The following is a 16,240-nucleotide window of genomic DNA, read 5'->3' on the forward strand; positions in this document are numbered from 1 at the left end:
CTGTCACGTTCTCGCCCGCTGCCGGGTCGGGCAGGCAACGGACTCGACCGGAGGGTAATCATGAAGATCGTCGTCACGGGTGGAACCGGCACTCTCGGCCGGCACGTCGTTCCGCTGCTGCGCGAGGCCGGTGCGGAGGTGACGGTGCTGAGCCGTCATGGTGACATCGCCTGCGACCTGCTCGGAGACGTCCCGCCGATCGAGGCGGACGTGGTCGTGCACCTCGCCGGTGGGCAGAAGGGGGATGACGTCGCGACCCGCAACCTGCTCGCGGCCTGCCGGGGCGTGCGGCACTTCGTGCACATCTCGGTGATCGGCGCCGACACCGTTCCGCTCGCGTGGCTGCGCACCAAGCTCGCCGCCGAGCAGGCGGTCGAGGCATCAGGCATCGGGTTCACGATCCTGCGCGCCGCCCAGTTCCACGACCTGGCGCTCACGATGGTGCGCGGCCTCGCGAAGCTGCCGGTCGTGCCGGTGCCGGGGTTGCGGCTGCAGCCGGTCGACGCCCGGGACGTGGCCGTGCGACTGGCCGAACTGGCGCTGGGACGGCCCGCCGGTCGCGTGACCGACCTCGCCGGGCCCGCGGAGTTCGACCTCCGCGACCTCGTGCGGGACTACCTGACCGCCGAGGGCAAGCGCCGGCTCACGGTGCCGATGCCGTTGCCGGGCAAGGCCGGGAAGGCCTACCGGGCCGGGCTCAACCTGAGCCTGGACGGTGACCGGGGCGCCCGCACCTGGGAGGAGTTCCTCGCCGCCCGGTAGCATCCTGGCAACGTGACGGACCTTCTCGCTGATCAGAACCCGCTGCCGTCCGGTGTGGACTCCCGGCTGCGCGACCACCTCACGTTCCTGATCGAGGTCGACCAGCTCAAGACCGTGCTGCGCGCGTCCCCTCTCGCGGCGGCCGACAGGCGTGAGAACGACGCGGAGCACTCGTGGCACCTCGCGCTGATGGTCATGACGCTCGCCGAGTACGCCGACGAGCCGATCGACGTCGGCCACACCATGAAGCTCGTGGTGGTGCATGACCTCATCGAGATCTACGCGGGTGACACGCCCATCTACGACACCGAGCTCGCCGCGAGTCAGCAGGAACGCGAGGAGGCTGCGGCGGACCGGTTGTTCGGCATCCTGCCCGAGGACGCGGGACGCGAGATGCGGGCGTTGTGGGACGAGTTCGAGGCGCGCGTGACGCCCGAGGCGCGGTTCGCCAAGGCCATGGACCGGCTGCAACCGCTGCTGCTCAACTGGATGGCCAAGGGCGGGACGTGGCGGACGCCCGGTGTGACCGCGGACGACGTGCGGGCGCGCAAGGCCGTGATCGGCGAGGGATCCGAGAAGCTCTGGAAGGCCGCGTTGCAGCTCATCGACGAGGGCGAGCGGCGCGGCTGGGCCCGGAGCTGACGGACCCGCAGGGCGTCACCGGTGATGACGCCCTGCGGGGAGTGTCTACAGAACGGCGCGCAGCTGGTCCGCGATCACCGCGATGCGGCCGAGCACGCCGTTCACGAACCGCGGCGAGTCGTCCGTCGAGAGGCCCTTGGCGAGCTCCACGGCCTCGTCGATCGCGACGGCGTCCGGCACGTCGGCGGCCCACAGCAGCTCGTACAGGCCGAGTCGCAGGATCGCCCGGTCGACCGCCGGCATGCGCTGCAGGGTCCAGCCCTCGGCGTGTTCCGAGATGAGGTCGTCGATGCGCGAGCGGTTCGCGGTGACGCCCTCGACCAGCGAGACGGTGTAGTCGTTCACCGGCGGGACGTCGGGCGAACCCACGCGCCCGGCCAGCAGCGTCACCGGGTCGGTGCCCAGCAGGTCGGCTTCGTAGAGGAAGTCGACCGCCCGCTTGCGGGCCTTGCTCCGAGCGCCCATTACTTGTCGCTGATGCGGCCGAGGTAGCGGCCGTCGCGGGTGTCGACCTTGATCTTCTCGCCGGTCGTGACGAACAGCGGCACCTGGATCTCGGCGCCGGTCTCGAGGCGGGCGGGCTTGGTGCCGCCGGTGGAGCGGTCGCCCTGCAGGCCCGGGTCGGTGTGCTCGATCACGAGCTCGACCGACGTCGGGAGCTCGACGAACAGCGGCACGCCCTCGTGGACGGCCACGACGGCCTCCTGGTTCTCCAGCATGTAGTTGGCGGCGTCGCCGACCGTCTCCGCCGGGACCGGGATCTGGTCGTAGGTGTCGCCGTCCATGAAGATGAAGTCGGCGCCGTCCTTGTAGAGGAAGGACATGCCGCGCTTGTCCACGGTGGCGGTCTCGACCTTGGTGCCCGCGTTGAAGGTCTTGTCGACGACCTTCCCGGTCAGCACGTGCTTGAGGGTCGTGCGCACGAAGGCGCCACCCTTGCCGGGCTTGACGTGCTGGAACGCGGTGACGGTCCAGAGCTGGCCGTCGAGGTTCAGCACCAGGCCGTTCTTCAGGTCGTTCGTGGTGGCCACGGTGGGATTTCTCCTGTGTAGGACGGGGGTGTCAGACGACCACGAGTTCTTTCGTGGTCAGGGTGAGGAGCTCCGGCCCGCTGTCGCGGACCACGAGGGTGTCCTCGATGCGGACCCCGCCCCGCCCCGACAAGTAGACGCCGGGCTCGACGGTGACCGCCATACCGGCCGAAAGTGTACCGGCCCCCGCCTTGGACAACGCCGGTGCCTCGTGGATCTCCAGCCCGACGCCGTGGCCGAGGCCGTGCAGGAACTCGTCGCCGTGCCCGGCCTTCTCGATCACCTCGCGTGACGCGTGGTCGACGGCGCTCACCTCCACGCCCGGCTCGAGGGCGTTGCGTCCGGCCGCCTGCGACCGCGCGACCAGGTCGTACAGGTCGCGCTGCCAGTCGGCGGGCTTGCCGAGGACGAGCGTGCGGGTCATGTCGGAGTGGTAGCCGTCGACGAGCGCGCCGAAGTCGAGCTTGATGAAGTCGCCGGTGTGCAGGACGGCGTCCGTCGGCGAGTGGTGCGGCACGGCCGAGTTCGCGCCGAACGCCACGATCGAGGAGAACGACGGGCCCGCGGCGCCGTGGTCGAGCATGCGGTTCTCCAGCTCGCGCGCGACCTCGCGCTCGGTCCGGCCCGCCCGCAGACCGCCGTGCCCGATCAGCGCCGCCAGCGCGCGGTCGGCCGCCGCGCACGCCATCCGCAGCGCCTCGATCTCGACCTCGTCCTTGACCAGCCGCAGCTTCTCGACCAGGCCGCCCGCCTTGACCAGCTCGGCCTTGCCGGCGGCCGCGGTCAGCCCGTCGCGGCCGTCGACCGTGACGTGGTGGCTCTCGAACCCGAGCCTGCCCTTGGCCCGCCGGGCGAGCGCGGTGTCGCACGGCCGGTCGATGAGCCGCTCCAGGTCCGGCACCTGCTTCGCCGACTGCGTGAGGTAGCGGCCGTCGGTGCAGAACACCGTGGTGTCGTCGCCGTTCACGTCCACCAGCACGGCGGCGTTGGACCCGGTGAAGCCCGTGAGGTATCGGACGTTCAGCAGGTTCGTCACGAGCAGCGCGTCCAGGTTCGCGGCCTGGAGCTCCCGGCGCAGGGCGGTTCGGCGTGCGGCGTACGACGACATGCCTCGCAGCGTACGGCCAGTCCTAAGCTGTTCGCATGGCTGCTTGGTTCGTCCGTGCGTTGTGGATGGGGCTCCTGCACGGAGCCGTGCAGACCGGAGTGGCGGCCGTGGGCGTGCGCAGCCCCGAGGCCACGTCGGTCCGGCCGATCGCGCTCGTGCTGCTCGTCGTCGCGGCGGTGCTCTGGGGCGCCGTCGACGCGCTGCGCGACCTGGACGGCCGCGGCATGCAGTGGTTCGTCGCGTCGCTGGTCGCGGGTCCGTTCGCGGGCGCGCTGGGGGTGATCGGGGCGGCGCTGCTGGTCGACCAGACCGGGCAGGAGGCGCTGTGGGTGGCGCTGACGGGCGGGGCGGCGTTCACGGCGCTGCTCGTCCTCGCGCCCGCCGGGCTCGGCATGCTGCTGGGCTCGTTCCTCGCGAAGAAGAACGCGGCTAGTCAGCAGCCCTGACGGTCAGCACGTAGCGCGCCGAGGTGCGGAAGGAGCCCGACTCCCCGTCGACCACCAACTCGTGCTCGCCCGGCGTGAGCGGCGGGATCCACGCCCACAACCCGCACCCCTGCCCCGTCACGCGTCCCTCGCGCTGCCCCACGACGTTGCCCCGCGCCGCCTGGTAGGCGATCGCGACCGGCGCGATCCGGCGCAGCTCGACCAGCCGCCCGTCCAGCGCGACCGAGCCCTTCGCGTCCTCCATGAACCGCGCGCAGGCATCGGAGGTGGAGGCGAGGTTGAGCGCCGGACCGGCGAGCGGGCGACCGGCCGGCACCTCGCACCTGCGGTCGACGGTCCCGCCGAACGTGCCGGCGAAGAACCACACGTCCCGCGGCTGGTTCTCCGCGCACCACTGGCCGGTGTCGTCGACGACGGGGTTGCGGTTCTCCGGACTCGACGCCGCCCACGTCCACCACCGCGCCTGCAGGTCCTGATCGGACAGCGGCTCCGCACCGGCCGTCGTCTCGGCGCCGACGGGCGTGGGCTGCGGCGCGGCCGCCGCGCACCCGGCCAGGAGCAGGGCCAACGCGGCGATGAAGGGTCTCGGCACGATCGGCATCTTTACACGGTCAGCCTGCGACGAGCTCGATTTCGAACCCGTCCTCGTTCTCCAGGAACGCCGCGTAGTGGTCCGGTCCTCCCGCGTGAGGATGCCGGTCCGCGAACATGAGCTTCCAGCCGTGCGCCTCGGATTCCCGCGTGAGGCGGTCGACGTTCTCCTTGGTGCCGGCGTGCAGGGCCAGGTGGTTGAGGCCCGCTCTCATGCGGTCGTGCGGGCCCGTCATGGCCGGGGAGCGCTCGGCCACGACGTAGGTCTCGTGCAGCTTCCAGCTGACGCCGTCGCTCCAGCGCTGGTGCTCGGTCCAGCCCAGTTCGGTGAAGACCCAGCCGAGGGTGGCTTCGGCCCTGGAGAGGTCCGGGACCCACAATTCCACGTGGTGCAGCAACGTTTTCCCTTGCGTGTCAACGAATTGGCCACCGGAAGGTCCGTCAGGACGCTTGCGTGCCTGGCATCCGGCCATGGCGAACGAGTTCAGGGGTCGGGTGTCCGGGGACAGTGTCCAGATCGGGAAAGTACACACGTTCAACGTGGGCGGTGCCCCGACGGGAAGCGGCGGTGTGGAGCCACGCCGGAGGAGGAGATCAACCCGATCCACTTCGCGGCGAGGACCCGCCCGTCTTCCGCGGCGCCGACCAGGAGCCCCGCCCGTCGGCGTCAGCGACGACGCCGACGCGCAGGAGGTCGCGGAGAAGCTCACGCGGTGCGCGACCGAGGTGGTGCTGGAGCCCGCCAACTGCCCCCAGGCCCACCAGGCGCACTCCCCGGGCGGCGTCCGCTGGGAACTCGTCGGCGATCCCCGCGATGGCATGCAGTTCAGGTGGGCCGGCGACAGGTTCCTGGCGCGGGGCACCGCGGTGATGACGTTGAGCTACGAGGCGGAGCGGAGCAGCCGCGCCCTGTAGGTCAAGGGGACCCTCCGCAAGGAGCGGTTCGACCTGCCCGACGGCGATACGGCCGCCGACTGGACCGCCGCCAGGGACTCGGAGTACGGGTTGCTGCAGGTGAAGACCGGCTACTCGCTCGTGGCCCGGTGGACCCAGACGTTCTTCACGACCTACGAGACCTCACGCACCCAGTCCGGGACTTGCGAGGCCACGATCATCCGCACGCCGGACAGGACCGCCCAGCTGCTCACGATCAAGCACGTGTCGTGATGCCGGCCGGCGCTACTTCTTGAGCGACAGCCACCGCAGGGCCAGCAGGTAGCCCTCCACGCCCAGGCCCACGATCACGCCGCTCGCCACCGCCGAGATGACGCTGTGGTGCCGGAACTCCTCGCGCTGGTGGATGTTCGAGATGTGCACCTCGACCAGGGGCGCGGTGAGCTGGGAGCAGGCGTCGCGGACGGCGATGGAGTAGTGCGTCCAGGCCGCGCCGTTCAGGACCACCGGGGTGGAGGCGTCGGCGGCCTCGTGCAGCCACCCCACCATCTCGCCCTCGTGGGCGGTCTGGCGAACCTCCACCTCGAAGCCCAGGTCGCGGCCCTCGGCCTCGCACATCTCGACGAGGTCGGCGTAGGTGGTGCGGCCGTAGACGTCCGGCTCGCGGGTGCCGAGGCGGTCGAGGTTCGGGCCGTTCAGGATCAGGACCTTCACAGCAGCACCGTTCCGCCCGTGGACTTGGGCTCGGCGGCCACGGCCGAGTAGGCGGCGGCGATCAGGGCCGGGTCCGGGCCTTCGAGGCGGCCCGGCTTGGCGAGGCCGTCAAGGACCACGAAGCGGAGCACGCCCGCCTTGTTCTTCTTGTCGCCCTTCATGCCTTCCAGCAGTTGCGGGAGGCCGTCCGGGTCGTAGGTGGTCGGCAGGCCGAGCAGTTCGAGGACGCGCTTGTGGCGGTCCGCGGTCTCGTCGTCCAGGCGGCCTGCGAGGCGGGCCAGTTCGGCGGCGAAGACGAGGCCGACGCTGATGGCGGCGCCGTGGCGCCAGCGGTAGCGCTCGCGGCGCTCGATCGCGTGGCCGAGGGTGTGGCCGTAGTTCAGGATCTCGCGCAGGGACGACTCGCGCAGGTCGTTCGAGACGACATCGGCCTTGATCTGGATCTTGCGGCGGACCAGTTCGGCCAGCACGTCGCCGGTCGGGTCCAGCGCGGCCTGCGGGTCGGCCTCGATCAGGTCGAGGATGACCGGGTCGGCAATGAAGCCGCCCTTGACGATCTCGGCGGAGCCCGCGATGAGCTCGTTGCGCGGCAACGTCTCCAGCGTCGCGAGGTCGACGAAGACGACCTCGGGCTCGTAGAACGTGCCGACCAGGTTCTTGCCCGCGTCGGTGTTGATGCCGGTCTTGCCGCCGACCGCGGCGTCGACCATGCCGAGCAGGGTGGTCGGGATGTTGACCAGGCGCACGCCGCGCATCCAGGTGGAGGCGACGAAGCCGGCGAGGTCGGTGACGGCGCCGCCGCCGAGGCCGACCACGACGTCGGAGCGGGACAGGCCGATCTTGCCGAGCACGTCCCAGCAGAAGCCGGCGACGGCCAGGTCCTTGCCGTCCTCGGCGTCGGGCACCTCGACGCGGTGCGCGTCGATCCCCGTCGCCTTCAGCTCGTCGACCAGCACCCCGGCCGTGGCGGCCAGGGTCGGCTGGTGCACGATCGCGACCTTGGCCGTGCCCTCGAGGTGCCCGACGATCTCGCCCAGCAGGCCCCGGCCGATCACGACGAGGTACGGCTTCTCGGCGTTGACCTCGACGGTCAGCGGCTCGGTCATTCCCCAACTCCCTTGATCACCGCGTCGGTCACCTGCTCCGGGTCGAGCGCGTCCGTCAGGACCTCGACCGTCGCGACCTCGCGGTACAGCGGCAGGCGCGCGTCCAGTAGCGCCTTGAACGTGGCGCGCGGGTTCACGCCGGTGAGCAGCGGGCGGTTGGCCGCGAGCCCGGTGCGGCGCACGCCCTCGGCCATGCCCACGTTCAGGAACACGACGGTGTGCTCCCGCAGGCGTTCGCGGGTCGTGGCGGACAGCACCGCTCCCCCGCCCAGCGCCAGCACGCCCTCGTGCTCGACCAGCGCCTTGGCGACCGCTTCCTCTTCCATGGCGCGGAAGACGGGCTCGCCGTCGTCGGTGAAGATGTCGGAGATCGGCTTGCCGGCCAGCTGCACGACGTCGGCGTCGACGTCGCGGAACGGCACGCCCAGCCGGGCCGCCAGCAGCTCGCTGACGGTGGTCTTGCCCGCGCCGGGCGGGCCGACCACGACGAAGCGCGGGCTCACATGCCCTCCCAGCGGGCTTCCAGCGCCTTGAGGTAAGCGTGGGCGTTGCGGCGCGTCTCGTCGAGCGAGTCGCCGCCGAACTTCTCCAGCGCGGCCTCGGCCAGCACCAGCGCCACCACGGACTCCAGCACGACGCCGGCGCGCGGCACGGCGCAGACGTCCGAGCGCTGGTGGATCGCGACGGCGGGCTCGCCGGTGCGGACGTCCACCGTGGACAGTGCGCGCGGGACGGTCGAGATGGGCTTCATCGCCACGCGGGCGCGCAGGATCTCGCCGTTGGTGATGCCGCCCTCGAGGCCACCCGCGCGGTTCGAACGGCGCGTCACGCCGACCGGGCCGCTGCCGCGGTCGATCTCGTCGTGCGCCTGCGAACCCCAGCGCTGGGCGGAGGTGAAGCCGTCGCCGATCTCGACGCCCTTCATCGCCTGCACGCCCATCAACGCGGCGGCCAGGCGCGCGTCGAGGCGGCGGTCCCAGTGCACGTGCGAGCCGAGGCCCGGCGGCAGCCCGTACGCGAGCACCTCGATCACGCCGCCGACCGTGTCACCGGCCTCCTTGACGGCCTCGACCTCGGCGACCATCGCGTCGGTGCCGCGGGGGTCGAAGCAGCGCACCGGCGACTCGTCGATGGCGGCCAGGTCGTCGGGCGTGGGCAGAGCCGCGTCCTCGGGCGTCCGGGCCTTGCCGATGGACACCACGTGGCTCAGGACCTGCACGCCGAGCAGCTGCTGCAGGAACTGCCGGGCGACCGTGCCCAGCGCCGTGCGGGCCGCGGTCTCGCGGGCGGAGGCGCGCTCCAGCACCGGGCGGGCCTCGTCGAATCCGAACTTCTGCATGCCCGGCAGGTCGGCGTGGCCGGGCCGCGGCCTGGTCAGCGCCTCGTTGCGGCCGGTCGGCTTGAGCAGGCTCGGGTCGACCGGGTCCGGCGACATGACCGTCTGCCACTTGGGCCACTCGGAGTTGCCGATCGTGACCGCGACCGGACCGCCCTGGGTCCTGCCGTGGCGCACACCGCCGAGGATCTCGACCTCGTCCTGCTCGAAGCCCATGCGGGGCGAGCGACCGAACCCGAGCCGGCGGCGCCCGAGCTGGGCGACGAGGTCCTCGGTGGTCACCTCCACCCCGGCGGGCATGCCCTCCAGGACGGCGACGAGGGCGGGGCCGTGTGACTCTCCAGCGGTGATCCAGCGCAGCACGTTCACAATCCTTTCACAACGTCGTCAACGCCCAGGTGGCGGCCAGCAGGCCCGGTCCGTGGGGCACCGCGCGCCGGCGCCGGAGCGCGGCCACGGCCAGCGTCACGGCACTCGACAGGATCGCCGCTGGTAACAGGGCCGGCAGCGGGAGCGCCGCGCCCAGTCCGAACGCGAGCTTCACGTCGCCGCCGCCCATGAACGCGGGCCGCAGCCACCGCACGAGGAGATGCGCGCCACCGAAGACGAGCGCCGTGAGCACCGCCGCTCCCAGCCCGTGGAACTGCAGGAGCAGCAGCAGAGCGCCCAACGGGAGGGTCAGCGCGTCCGGCAACCGGTGGTGCCGCAGGTCGATCGCCGCGAGCACGATGCCGAACCAGGCCAGCAGGTACGACGAGGGTGGTGCGTCCAGGACGGCGGCGACCGTCCACAGCGAACCCAGCGCGGACGCGAGCAGGACCGTGGTCATGGCACCACGGTCCTGCTCGGCACGTCGAAGTACAAATCCCGCCCCGTCGTGAACGGACCGTTCACGACAAGGCGTCACACAGGGCCGGAAGAACGCCCTGACCTGCGGTTCAGCGAGACCAGTCGAACAGGGCGTCGTTCGCCGCCACGTCCACGTCCTGCGCCAGGTCGCCGAGCGCGTCCGCCGACGCGTCCAGCGCGATCACCGGGCAGATCGGCGCGAACCCGGCCGCCTCGACCTCGGCCGGGTCCCACGTCACGATCTTCTGACCGGCCTGGACCTGCTCGCCCTTGACGACGTGCAGCTCGAAGCCCTCGCCCTTGCGCTTCACGGTGTCGATGCCGAGGTGGACCAGGACGGCCGCCCCTTCACCGTTGGCGACCACGAACGCGTGCGGGTGCAGCGTCACGACGGTGCCGTCGAGCGGCGAAACCACATCGGACTTCGATCGAACGGGCTCGACGGCCACACCGGGGCCGACCATCGCCTGCGAGAAGACCGGGTCCGGAACCGCGGCGAGCGCGACGGCCCGACCGGCCACGGGGCTGCCGACGCGGACGCTCACAGCAGGTCCTCGATGTCCGACGCGATGGTGTCCGCCTCCGGTCCGACGACGACCTGGACGACGTTGCCGGAACGCATGACCCCGTGTGCTCCCAAGCCCTTCAGGGCCTTCTCGTCGACGACGGACCCGTCGTTGAGCTCACACCGCAGGCGGGTGATGCAGGGCTCGATCTCGACGATGTTGTCCGCGCCGCCCAGCGCCTCGAGGATCTTCTGAGCCTTCTCGTCAGCCACGTTCGTACCTCTCGTTCCCGTAACAGCGGTTGACACCCGCTCGGTGCGCGGAGCATTCTCCCGCACCAACTGGTCTAGACCGGAAAGTACCACTAGCGAGGAGGTGAGCGAGTGAACGAGATCGTGGAGGGGCCCAAGCCCAAGCACGCGCAGTTGCGCGAGATCCTGCGACGGCTGGCCGAACAGGAACTCGCTCCCGGCTCACCGATTCCGTCCGAGCGCGATCTGGCAGAGCGGTACGGAGTCTCTCGCATCACCGTGCGGGCCGCAGTCGGCCAACTGGTGGCAGAAGGCCTGCTCACGCGGGCGAAGGGGCGTGGGACGTTCACCGCCAAGCGGCGCTACGACCTGCAGCTCTTCCTGGCCTCGTTCACCTCGGACATGAAGGCGCGCGGGGTCGAACCCAGCACCGAGGTGATCAGCTGCGGCCAGGCGCCGGCCGGTTCGAAGGCCTCGCTGGGCCTCGACCCGGACGAGTACGCGTACCGCGTGGTGCGGCTGCGCAAGGCCGACGGCGCCCCGCTGGCGCTGGAGGCCGGCTGGTACAGCCCGCACATGCTTCCCGAGCTCGACCGATGTGACCTGACCGGATCGATCTACGAGATCATCGCGACCCGGTACGGGATCCAGCTCGACCACGCGCGGCAGACCGTGTGGGCCGAGACCGCCGACGCGGAGACCGCGAAGGCGCTCGACGTCCGCAAGGGCAGCCCGCTCCTCGTGTTCAGGAGGGTCGCCAGTTCCGAGGGGCGGCCCTGCGAAGACGTGACCTCCTGGTACCGGGGCGATCTCTACCAGGTGACCATGCAACTGGACCGGACCGTCCCGGGTACCGGACCCAACTCCGCCAAGGGAGGAACCCGATGAGCACGGACGCCGCAACCGGTGGTCGTGAGATCAAGGGCCTCGCCACGTTGCAGCGCTTCGGTCGCAGCCTCATGCTGCCGATCGCCGTGCTGCCCGCGGCAGGCCTGCTGCTCCGCTTCGGTCAGGACGACCTGCTGGGCAAGGACGGTCTCGGCTGGAACGCCGTCGCCTCGGTGATCGGTGCGGCTGGTGACGCGCTGTTCAGCAACCTCGCCCTGCTGTTCGCCGTCGGCATCGCCGTCGGTTTCGCACGCCGCGGCGACGGTTCGACGGCGCTCGCCGGCGTCGTCGGCTACGTCGTGCTGACGAACGTCTTCAAGGCGATGTCGCCGCTGGTCCTCGACCAGCCGACCGACCCGGCCGCCAAGCCCGAGGTGATCAACTACGGGGTGCTCGGCGGTATCGTCGTCGGCATCCTCTCGGCGCTGCTGTGGCAGAAGTACCACCGCATCAAGCTGCCCCCGTACCTGGCATTCTTCGGTGGCCGCCGGTTCGTGCCGATCATCGTCGCCGGTGTCATGGTGATCGTCGGCGTCCTGCTCGGCCTGGTCTACCCGTGGTTCGACGCGGGCCTGACCGCGATCGGCGAGTGGGTCACGGGCAGCACGGTCATCGGTGCCTTCATCTACGGTGTCGTCAACCGCCTGCTGATCCCGCTGGGTCTGCACCACATCGTCAACAACGTCGTGTGGTTCCAGTTCGGCGAGTTCAACGACAAGACCGGTGACATCCCGCGCTTCCTCGCGGGCGACCCGACCGCCGGCACGTTCCAGACCGGCTTCTTCCCGATCTTCATGTTCGCGCTGCCCGCCGCCGCCCTGGCGATCGTGCACACCGCGAAGCCGAGCCAGAAGAAGATCATCGGCGGCATCATGGGCTCCGCCGCTCTCACCGCGTTCATCACCGGTGTGACGGAGCCGCTCGAGTTCGCGTTCATGTTCGTGGCGTGGCCGCTGTACCTGATCCACGCGGTGCTGACCGGTACGTCGCTCGCGATCTCGAACGCCCTGGGCGCGCACGACGGCTTCTCCTTCTCCGCCGGTGCGATCGACTTCGTCCTCAACTGGAACATCGCGCAGAAGCCGTGGCTGCTCATCATCCTCGGCCTGATCTACGCGGTGATCTACTACTTCCTGTTCCGCTTCGTCATCACCAAGTGGAACCTGAAGACTCCGGGACGCGAGGACGACGAGTCCCCCGAGGCCGACGAGAGCGTCGCCGGCAGCACGGGTGACACCGCGGTGCGCGAGACTCGCACCCGCAACGACAAGCAGTAAGCACAACCAGCTCTACCGGGAGGAACCATCATGGCCGAGCGACGGGTCACCGTGGCCAGCAAGGTCGGACTGCACGCCCGGCCTGCCGCACTGCTGGCGAAGGCCGCCGCCGACCAGCCGGTGACGGTCAGCATCGCCAAGGACGGCGGCGAAGCCGTTGACGCGGCGAGTGTCCTGGGTCTGATGACCCTGGGCGCTATGCATGGTGACGAGGTGGTGCTCAGCGCCGACGGGGACGGAGCGGATGCCGCTCTCGACGCCATCGCCGAACTGATCGCCACCGATCACGACGAGTGAGTCCGGCTGTGAGCGGTCCCGGTCGCCCCGACGGCCGGGACCGCTCACCGCCCACCCGAAGTGCAGCACCACCCCCGCGGTCACGACGCCGGCGAGAGTCGACGGCGTGACCTGCGGGGTGTTCACCACCGTCCAGACGCCGCCCGCGGCCAGCAGGGGCGGTGCGATCAGCCCCGCGGTCCACTTGCGCAGCAGCAGGAACGCGAGCGTCGAGACCAGCAGCGCCGCGCCGAGCGTGTCGCTGAACCGGTGCCAGCCGAGCGACACCGTCTCCGCCGCGACCGCCCCCGCGCCGACCGCCCCCGGAATCGCCACGACCAGCGCGAACCGCTTCGGGACCGCCATCGTCACCGCGATCACCGACGCCACCGCCGCGGTCGTGTGCCCGCTCGGGAAGCTGTTGTGCACCAGCACGGCGTCGTCGTCCAGCGGCGGCCGCACCAGCACGTGGAGCTTCAGCACCTGCGCGCCCAGCACCGAACCGCCGAGCAGCAGCAACGGCCACAGGGACTTCTTGCGTGCGAAGAGGACCACGAGGACGGCTGCGACGAGGATCGCCATGTCCACGTTGGACGCCCACGAGTGCTGCAGTGACAGCTCGGGCAACGCGGTGTTCTCCGCCTTCTGCCCGAACGACGTCCACACCAGCGCGAAGTACGTGAAGAGGAATCCCAGCAAGCTTCCGGCCATGCGTTCGAGACTCCGTGCGCCGCTCAACGGGAACGTCCACGCCATGTCATGGTTCCGCTACAGATCGCGCGGTGACGCCGTCTCCCGCAGATAATGGATCTCGTGGCGACGGTCCTGCTGGTGGAAGACGACCCCTCGGTGCGGGAAGGACTCGGGCTGGCGTTGCGCCGCCAGGGCCACGAGGTCCGGGCGGCGGGAACGGGCGAGGAGGGCGTCGAGAGGCTCCGCGAGTCCCGTCCCGACATCGTGGTCCTCGACATCATGCTGCCGGGCATCGACGGTTTCGAGACGTGCCGCCGGATGCGCGCGCACGCCGAGGTGCCGATCATCATGCTCACCGCGCGCGGCGACGACTTCGACGTGGTCGCGGGCCTGGAGGCGGGCGCGGACGACTACGTGGTCAAACCCGTCGAACCCAGGGTGCTGGAGGCCCGCATCCGCGCCGTGCTGCGGCGCACGGTCGCCGAGCCGTCGAGCGTCGAACGCCACGGCTCGCTGGTGATCGATCGGGCAGGCCTGCAGGTGCTCAAGAACGACGCGAAGGTCGCGCTGACCCCGACCGAGCTGAAGCTGCTGCTCGAGCTGTCCCGCACGCCCGGCCGGGTGCTGACCCGCCAGCAGATCCTGGAAGCCGTCTGGGAGCACGACTACCTCGGTGACTCCCGGCTCGTCGACGCGTGCGTGCAGCGGCTGCGAGCGAAGATCGAGGACGTGCCCTCCGACCCCGGTCACATCCACACGGTGCGCGGCTTCGGGTACCGCTTCGGCCCGCGATGAGGTCGTTGCTGCGCGGCCTGCGCCCCCGGCTGATGGCGGCGTTCCTGCTGCTGACGGTGCTGGGCGCGGTCGGGGCGGCGGGCGCCTCCTACGCGACGGCGCGGACGTTGCTGCTGGAGGACGCGCAGGACGGGTTCATGAACCCGCTGGTGGCGGACGTCCGCGAGTACGCGCCCCGCCGGCTCGCGGTGCCGCCGGCGCAGCAGGACCTCGACGACTTCGCCACGTACCTGCGCGGCTCGGCGGTCGTGCTGTACGAGGGCATGAGGTCGCGCAACGGGCCCGACCCGTCGTTCGTCCCCGCCGAGATGCGCGAGATGCTCAAGACGAGCAGGACGACGCTCTGGCAGCGCCGCACCGACCTGACGGACCCGTACGTGGTCGTCGGGATCCCGCTGCTGCGCCCGGACGGTTCTCCCACGGGTGTCGAGGTGTGGGCCCTGCAGTACCTGAGGGGCCCGCAGACGGCCATCGACAGCTTTTCGACCGCGGCCTGGGTGGGCGTCAGCCTCGTGCTGCCCCTGGCCCTGGGGCTCGCGCTCTTCACCGCCCGCGGTGTGCTGCGCCCGGTCCGCCGCCTCGGTGCCGCCGCCCGCGCCCTCGGTTCCGGCCGCCTGGACACCCGTGTCGACGAACGCGGCTCCGACGAGCTCGCGGACCTCGCCCGCACGTTCAACCGCGCGGCGGAGCAGCTGGAGGCCTCCCAGGCCGCCTCCCGCCGGTTCGTGGCCGACGTGTCCCACGAGCTGCGCACCCCGCTGACGGCGATGAACGCCGTGACCGCCGTGCTGGACGAGGACGCCGACACGCTGCCGCCCGACACGGCCGTCGCCGCGCGCCTCGTCTCGGCGGAGACCCGCAAGCTCACCCGCCTGGTCAACGACCTGATGGAGATCTCGCGCTTCGACGAGGGCCGCAACCTCCTCGAACTGGACGACTGGGACATCGGCACCGCCGTCCGCGACACGCTGGCCGCGCGCGGCTGGAGCAAGTCCGTCGAGGCGTCGCTGCCGGAGGGCGTGGTGGCCCGCGTGGACCGCCGCCGGCTCGACGTCATCGTCGCCAACCTCGTCGGCAACGCCCTCAAGCACGGCGGCGTCCCGGTGCGCGTGACCGTGCGGCCGGGCGTCGTCGAGGTGGCCGACCACGGCCCGGGCATCTCCCCCGAGGCCCTCCCCCACATCTTCGACCGCTTCTACAAGGCAGACACGGCCCGCTCCCGTTCCGAGGGCAGCGGACTGGGATTGGCGATCGCATGGGAGAACGCACGCCTGCACGGCGGCACCATCGAGGCGGCCAACGCGCCCTCGGGCGGCGCGGTCTTCACCTTGCGCTTGCCCTCGTCACCCTGACGGCGTGCGGTATCCGGCCGACGCCCGTCCTCACCGGAGCCGAGGCGCCGACGGTCCCGACGCACTCGCTGACGGTCTTCCTCGTGTCCGCCCAGGGGGACGGTCTGGTGCGCCGCACCCGCGAGCACACCGGCAGCGTCGACATCACGACCGCGATGAACTCGTTGCTCGCCGGGCTGACCGACGAGGAGAAGAAACTGGGGCTGAGCACCGAACTGCCCGCCACCACGGGGAAAGCGGTCGCCGTGCTGGACGTGATCGTGATGCCCGAGGACGTGAAGCCGCCGGACTCGAAGTGGGGCGTGTTCCAGGTGTACTGCACGGCGCTGGCGAGCCGCGCGACGGTGGCCGGGGTGGCGCCGGTGCCGGACGGGATGTGCCCCTAGGTGTATTGACCACGAGCGTTGTTGACGGGCCTTGATCATGGGGAAGGCCTCCGTGTGTGGTGTAGGTGTCGAATCTGCACCGCACGGAGGCCTTCGTGTCCCACCGTAACGCCCGCCTGACCGTTCATGGCAGGCGGCTTCTGATCACTCGCGTCCTGACAGGTCGGCCGGTCGCCCACGTGGCCGCCGAGATGGGCATCTCCCGGGCAACGGCCCACAAGTGGATACGTCGCTGGCGCTGCGAAGGCGAGGCCGGCCTGGCCGACCGCTCCAGTCGTCCGCTCACCACCCCGCATCGCACACCCGCCGACCTCGAAGCCCAGGTGTGCAGTCTGCG

Annotated in this window: 23 protein-coding genes and 2 pseudogenes; 12 read left to right on the plus strand and 13 right to left on the minus strand. The window is 70.9% G+C overall.

What is annotated here, in order from left to right; translation table 11 throughout:
* The first annotated feature begins 60 nt into the window (after window positions 1–60).
* Both BMY74_RS08845 and BMY74_RS08850 read left to right on the plus strand, forming a co-directional pair.
* Window positions 61–762 (plus strand): SDR family oxidoreductase, encoded by a 702-nt coding sequence (locus BMY74_RS08845; protein ID WP_089912352.1) that lies wholly within the window; start codon window positions 61–63, stop codon window positions 760–762.
* Between the two features lie 12 nt (window positions 763–774).
* Complete coding sequence (locus BMY74_RS08850) at window positions 775–1,404, plus strand: HD domain-containing protein (RefSeq protein WP_089912355.1); 630 nt, start codon at window positions 775–777, stop codon at window positions 1,402–1,404.
* A 45-nt stretch (window positions 1,405–1,449) separates the two neighbouring features.
* Here BMY74_RS08850 and nusB read toward each other — a convergent pair whose 3' ends face one another.
* The 3 genes from nusB to BMY74_RS08865 are packed head-to-tail and all read right to left on the minus strand — an operon-like array spanning window position 1,450 to window position 3,543.
* Window positions 1,450–1,869 carry a transcription antitermination factor NusB gene (gene nusB, locus BMY74_RS08855; RefSeq protein ID WP_089912358.1) on the minus strand — a complete coding sequence of 140 codons (420 nt, stop codon included), beginning with the start codon at window positions 1,867–1,869 and terminating at the stop codon, window positions 1,450–1,452.
* Entirely contained in the window at window positions 1,869–2,435 is a 567-nt protein-coding gene (gene efp / locus BMY74_RS08860) for an elongation factor P (protein WP_089912361.1), read from the minus strand. Before efp ends, nusB begins: the two co-directional genes overlap by 1 nt.
* Window positions 2,436–2,466: 31 nt before the next feature.
* On the minus strand, window positions 2,467–3,543 hold the full coding sequence (locus tag BMY74_RS08865) for a M24 family metallopeptidase (RefSeq protein ID WP_089912364.1): 1,077 nt from the start codon (window positions 3,541–3,543) through the stop codon (window positions 2,467–2,469).
* Between the two features lie 35 nt (window positions 3,544–3,578).
* On the opposite strand from BMY74_RS08865, the gene BMY74_RS08870 reads away from it, so the two are divergent.
* Complete coding sequence (locus tag BMY74_RS08870) at window positions 3,579–3,989, plus strand: B-4DMT family transporter (RefSeq protein ID WP_177229639.1); 411 nt, start codon at window positions 3,579–3,581, stop codon at window positions 3,987–3,989.
* Here BMY74_RS08870 and BMY74_RS08875 read toward each other — a convergent pair.
* Window positions 3,973–4,581 (minus strand): hypothetical protein, encoded by a 609-nt coding sequence (locus tag BMY74_RS08875; RefSeq protein ID WP_218159559.1) that lies wholly within the window; start codon window positions 4,579–4,581, stop codon window positions 3,973–3,975. The genes BMY74_RS08870 and BMY74_RS08875 overlap by 17 nt on opposite strands.
* A 19-nt stretch (window positions 4,582–4,600) precedes the next feature.
* Window positions 4,601–4,966 (minus strand): VOC family protein, encoded by a 366-nt coding sequence (locus BMY74_RS46065; RefSeq protein ID WP_245785984.1) that lies wholly within the window; start codon window positions 4,964–4,966, stop codon window positions 4,601–4,603.
* A gap of 343 nt (window positions 4,967–5,309) precedes the next feature.
* On the opposite strand from BMY74_RS46065, the gene BMY74_RS08885 reads away from it, so the two are divergent.
* Together BMY74_RS08885 and BMY74_RS44900 are read left to right on the plus strand one after the other, a co-directional pair.
* Window positions 5,310–5,495 carry a hypothetical protein gene (locus BMY74_RS08885; RefSeq protein ID WP_143091494.1) on the plus strand — a complete coding sequence of 62 codons (186 nt, stop codon included), beginning with the start codon at window positions 5,310–5,312 and terminating at the stop codon, window positions 5,493–5,495.
* A gap of 90 nt (window positions 5,496–5,585) precedes the next feature.
* Window positions 5,586–5,747 carry a hypothetical protein gene (locus BMY74_RS44900; protein WP_177229640.1) on the plus strand — a complete coding sequence of 54 codons (162 nt, stop codon included), beginning with the start codon at window positions 5,586–5,588 and terminating at the stop codon, window positions 5,745–5,747.
* A 12-nt stretch (window positions 5,748–5,759) separates the two neighbouring features.
* Here BMY74_RS44900 and aroQ read toward each other — a convergent pair whose 3' ends face one another.
* The 7 genes and pseudogenes from aroQ to BMY74_RS08920 form a co-directional block, all read right to left on the minus strand.
* The gene (aroQ, locus tag BMY74_RS08890) at window positions 5,760–6,188 is read right to left on the minus strand and encodes a type II 3-dehydroquinate dehydratase (protein WP_089912376.1); all 429 of its coding nucleotides are present in this window, start codon (window positions 6,186–6,188) and stop codon (window positions 5,760–5,762) included.
* Window positions 6,185–7,243, minus strand: coding sequence for a 3-dehydroquinate synthase (aroB, locus tag BMY74_RS08895; protein ID WP_425434824.1), 1,059 nt, complete (start codon window positions 7,241–7,243; stop codon window positions 6,185–6,187). Before aroB ends, aroQ begins: the two co-directional genes overlap by 4 nt.
* 28 nt (window positions 7,244–7,271) lie before the next feature.
* A pseudogene (locus BMY74_RS08900) lies at window positions 7,272–7,797 on the minus strand (shikimate kinase); the annotation flags it as partial.
* The gene (gene aroC / locus BMY74_RS08905) at window positions 7,794–8,993 is read right to left on the minus strand and encodes a chorismate synthase (RefSeq protein ID WP_089912719.1); all 1,200 of its coding nucleotides are present in this window, start codon (window positions 8,991–8,993) and stop codon (window positions 7,794–7,796) included. The pseudogene BMY74_RS08900 and the gene aroC, both read right to left, overlap by 4 nt.
* 13 nt (window positions 8,994–9,006) lie before the next feature.
* Complete coding sequence (locus BMY74_RS08910) at window positions 9,007–9,459, minus strand: prepilin peptidase (protein ID WP_089912385.1); 453 nt, start codon at window positions 9,457–9,459, stop codon at window positions 9,007–9,009.
* A 109-nt stretch (window positions 9,460–9,568) separates the two neighbouring features.
* Window positions 9,569–10,024: a PTS sugar transporter subunit IIA gene (locus BMY74_RS08915; protein ID WP_089912387.1), complete on the minus strand. Its 456-nt coding sequence runs from the start codon at window positions 10,022–10,024 to the stop codon at window positions 9,569–9,571.
* Window positions 10,021–10,257, minus strand: a complete 237-nt coding sequence (locus BMY74_RS08920) for a PTS sugar transporter subunit IIB (protein WP_089912389.1) — start codon at window positions 10,255–10,257, stop codon at window positions 10,021–10,023. The genes BMY74_RS08915 and BMY74_RS08920 overlap by 4 nt, the downstream gene beginning before the upstream one ends.
* 111 nt (window positions 10,258–10,368) lie before the next feature.
* Between BMY74_RS08920 and BMY74_RS08925 the strand changes: the two genes are divergently transcribed.
* Genes BMY74_RS08925 through BMY74_RS44905 form a run of 3 tightly spaced genes read left to right on the plus strand, consistent with a single transcriptional unit; the run spans window position 10,369 to window position 12,698 of the window.
* On the plus strand, window positions 10,369–11,124 hold the full coding sequence (locus BMY74_RS08925) for a GntR family transcriptional regulator (RefSeq protein WP_089912391.1): 756 nt from the start codon (window positions 10,369–10,371) through the stop codon (window positions 11,122–11,124).
* Window positions 11,121–12,401 (plus strand): PTS transporter subunit EIIC, encoded by a 1,281-nt coding sequence (locus tag BMY74_RS08930; protein WP_089912393.1) that lies wholly within the window; start codon window positions 11,121–11,123, stop codon window positions 12,399–12,401. Before BMY74_RS08925 ends, BMY74_RS08930 begins: the two co-directional genes overlap by 4 nt.
* A 30-nt stretch (window positions 12,402–12,431) precedes the next feature.
* Window positions 12,432–12,698 (plus strand): HPr family phosphocarrier protein, encoded by a 267-nt coding sequence (locus BMY74_RS44905; protein WP_159460507.1) that lies wholly within the window; start codon window positions 12,432–12,434, stop codon window positions 12,696–12,698.
* 198 nt (window positions 12,699–12,896) lie between these two features.
* Here BMY74_RS44905 and BMY74_RS46070 read toward each other — a convergent pair.
* Window positions 12,897–13,433: pseudogene (locus BMY74_RS46070) on the minus strand (phosphatase PAP2 family protein); the annotation flags it as partial.
* Window positions 13,434–13,490: 57 nt separating this feature from the next.
* Here BMY74_RS46070 and BMY74_RS08940 point away from each other — a divergent pair.
* The 4 genes from BMY74_RS08940 to BMY74_RS08955 form a co-directional block, all read left to right on the plus strand.
* On the plus strand, window positions 13,491–14,165 hold the full coding sequence (locus BMY74_RS08940) for a response regulator transcription factor (RefSeq protein WP_089912400.1): 675 nt from the start codon (window positions 13,491–13,493) through the stop codon (window positions 14,163–14,165).
* Window positions 14,162–15,517: an ATP-binding protein gene (locus BMY74_RS08945; RefSeq protein WP_089912405.1), complete on the plus strand. Its 1,356-nt coding sequence runs from the start codon at window positions 14,162–14,164 to the stop codon at window positions 15,515–15,517. Before BMY74_RS08940 ends, BMY74_RS08945 begins: the two co-directional genes overlap by 4 nt.
* A gap of 83 nt (window positions 15,518–15,600) precedes the next feature.
* Window positions 15,601–15,903: a hypothetical protein gene (locus tag BMY74_RS08950; protein ID WP_089912408.1), complete on the plus strand. Its 303-nt coding sequence runs from the start codon at window positions 15,601–15,603 to the stop codon at window positions 15,901–15,903.
* Between the two features lie 95 nt (window positions 15,904–15,998).
* On the plus strand, window positions 15,999–16,240 hold a 242-nt coding region (locus BMY74_RS08955; protein WP_143091497.1), incomplete at its 3' end, for a leucine zipper domain-containing protein.

Source organism: Lentzea albida, assembly GCF_900111005.1.
Lineage (GTDB): Bacteria > Actinomycetota > Actinomycetes > Mycobacteriales > Pseudonocardiaceae > Lentzea > Lentzea albida.

What these genes read in the sequence shown, in the direction of transcription:
- BMY74_RS08845 (WP_089912352.1), top strand. Translation starts at nt 61, where the DNA reads ATGAAGATCGTCGTCACGGGTGGAACCGGCACTCTCGGCCGGCACGTC.
- nusB (WP_089912358.1), bottom strand. Translation starts at nt 1,869, where the DNA reads ATGGGCGCTCGGAGCAAGGCCCGCAAGCGGGCGGTCGACTTCCTCTAC.
- BMY74_RS08865 (WP_089912364.1), bottom strand. Translation starts at nt 3,543, where the DNA reads ATGTCGTCGTACGCCGCACGCCGAACCGCCCTGCGCCGGGAGCTCCAG.
- BMY74_RS08870 (WP_177229639.1), top strand. Translation starts at nt 3,579, where the DNA reads ATGGCTGCTTGGTTCGTCCGTGCGTTGTGGATGGGGCTCCTGCACGGA.
- BMY74_RS08910 (WP_089912385.1), bottom strand. Translation starts at nt 9,459, where the DNA reads ATGACCACGGTCCTGCTCGCGTCCGCGCTGGGTTCGCTGTGGACGGTC.
- BMY74_RS08930 (WP_089912393.1), top strand. Translation starts at nt 11,121, where the DNA reads ATGAGCACGGACGCCGCAACCGGTGGTCGTGAGATCAAGGGCCTCGCC.
- BMY74_RS44905 (WP_159460507.1), top strand. Translation starts at nt 12,432, where the DNA reads ATGGCCGAGCGACGGGTCACCGTGGCCAGCAAGGTCGGACTGCACGCC.
- BMY74_RS08945 (WP_089912405.1), top strand. Translation starts at nt 14,162, where the DNA reads ATGAGGTCGTTGCTGCGCGGCCTGCGCCCCCGGCTGATGGCGGCGTTC.